This window comes from Euzebyales bacterium (genome assembly GCA_035461305.1).
In the GTDB taxonomy this organism is placed as follows: Bacteria; Actinomycetota; Nitriliruptoria; order Euzebyales; family JAHELV01; genus JAHELV01.
Genome location: DATHVN010000018.1, coordinates 1 through 2,209, shown reverse-complemented (window position 1 = coordinate 2,209; position 2,209 = coordinate 1). Strand labels below are relative to the sequence as shown.

Below are 2,209 nucleotides of genomic sequence, written 5' to 3'. Positions count from 1 at the left end.
CCTTCTACCTCGCATTGGGCGGGCTGATGTGGCTCGTGGTGGCCGCCGTCGGGATGGCGAATCGGAGACAGCCGGCCACGTAGAGGGCCACATGTCCGCCCTCGCGTCCGCGCGAGGCTCATCTGCGGGAATGCGACAAGGAGGACAGACGAGCGTTGGACGCCCCGTCACCGAAGTGTCGCGGGCACCTTCCACGGTCATCCGTGCGTCGAGGCAGACGGGCTGACGAAGCGCTACGGGCGACGCCCCGGGGGCCTTGTGCACTGTGCGCGCCGGCGGCTCACGCGGTCGCCGCGCGTGACCGCACTTGACGCGCCACCAACACCGGGCATGTGGCATGGCGGACGCAGTGCTGGCTGATCGACCCCAACAACACTCCTGCGAAGCCGCCGAGCCCCCGCGACCCGACCACCAGCAGGTCGGCGTCACGTGACAGCCGCACGAGCGCAGCCGCCGGATGCTCCTCCCCAACTGCACTCAACTGCACGTCAACGCCAGCCGGACCGATGTCCTGCCGGTGCACGAACTGGCGCAGCCGACCCTTGGCGTGGCGCTGCGCCTCCGCGCGGTCGGCGGCGTCCCGCCTCTGCGCGGAGTCCAGCACTTCGGTGGCCGTGTCGGGTGCCGTCCACGTGCCGCCGGCCACGACCGAGCCGGCCGCGGTCGCGTGGGACGTGTGAGCCGGCTCGTAGACGTACACGACGTGCAGGCCGACGCCGCGGCACAGCGCCTCCAGCACCGCGAGCCGCAACGCGGCCACGGAATGCGGCGAGCCGTCCACTCCGACGACGACACTGTGCGTGGCTGCCCCGATCCGGTGAGTCCGACACGTGCAGGTATCGCAGCGTGCGGACCTACCGCACCTGGCAGCACGTACTCGCGTCGCCGAACCTTGGGGCTATCCGGACGTGCCGGATGGCTGGACGACGCTGCAGCGGTGATGCAGGCTGACAGCCACGGCGCGGTCCGAGCGTACGTCGACGGGATGGGGAGGTCTTCGTGAAGGTCCGCGAGTGGATGACCGCCGAACCCGTGACCGTTACGCCTGACACGACGGTGGCGCATGCTCGTAGCCTGCTCGACGCCCGCGGCGTCCGGCACCTGCCCGTCGTCAGCCCCGACGGCCGCGTCGTCGGTATGCTCAGCGACCGGGACGTCGCGATAAGCGATGCCATGCTGCGCTCAGCCGTGCGTGAGCATGACGTCGCCGGGCTTCTCGACGACGCCCGCACTGTTGACACTGTCATGTCGCCGGCGCCACAGACCATCGGCATGGATGCGCCGATCGATGACGCGGCGCGCGTGTTCGTCTCACGGCGCATCAATGCGCTGCCCGTGGTCGACGACGGGCGCCTGGTGGGCATCCTGACGACGACGGACTGCCTCCTCGCCGTGCTCCGCGACGACCGCCTGTCATATGAGTAACGATGATGCCGTCGCCGCGGTCCACGGATCGTCTCGGAAACCCGGCATTCGTCCCACCTCACATACGGCGCGCCTCCGGTGTGCTGGGTGCATGGGGAATCAGCCCTCCGGGCATGATCGACGGTCACGTCCGACGTCCCCACCGCCACACTGTGCAACGCGCAAGGACCTGCGTCGGCCCGGCGGCGCTGCGCGCCGTGGGAACGTGAACCATGCGGGCCGCAGGCGGGCCGGGCGTGGCTGGCACGGGTATGGTGCGGCGCGCGCGCACGAACAGGACCTCGCGCGCCTGGCGGGATTCCTTCACGACTCGTCAACCGCACGGCTGTCGAGCACCGAACCCGTCGCCAGCGGCTGTGGCACCGCACACCCTGGCTACCGACCGGACTTGCCGGCGCGTTCCTGGCCACCAGCATCGTCAGCCGCTTCGAGTCCTCGCTGGCGGCCAACGTCGAGTTGGCCTTCTTCCTCCCCGGCATCGTCTACCTCGCCGACACCGTCGGCACGCAGACCGAGACCCTGATGCATGGCTTGTCGGTGGGCGCGTCGGTCCGTGAGGTCGTGTGGGGGAGATCCTCACCGGCCTGTCGTTCGGGATGCTCCTCGAGGCGATCGCCTTCCCGGTCAGTGCGCGCGAGCACACTCCAACCCCTGGGGATGGACGACACTGACCTCCTTCGTTCCGACCATGTCACGGCGCGGCTGGCGACGGGCTACAAGCTGGCCTCGCACGGCCCGAGGACGGTGACCGACCGGCACTGGGTCACCGCGGCCGCCGCGTCGG

2 protein-coding genes are annotated in these 2,209 nt (G+C 70.1%); one reads left to right on the top strand and one right to left on the bottom strand.

Annotation, left to right across the window (positions count from 1 at the left end; genetic code table 11):
• Positions 1 to 280: 280 nt before the first annotated feature.
• Complete coding sequence (locus VK923_01590; protein HSJ43357.1) at positions 281 to 814, bottom strand: universal stress protein; 534 nt, start codon at positions 812 to 814, stop codon at positions 281 to 283.
• A gap of 203 nt (positions 815 to 1,017) precedes the next feature.
• On the opposite strand from VK923_01590, the gene VK923_01585 reads away from it, so the two are divergent.
• Positions 1,018 to 1,425, top strand: a complete 408-nt coding sequence (locus tag VK923_01585) for a CBS domain-containing protein (protein ID HSJ43356.1) — start codon at positions 1,018 to 1,020, stop codon at positions 1,423 to 1,425.
• Positions 1,426 to 2,209 lie beyond the last annotated feature (784 nt).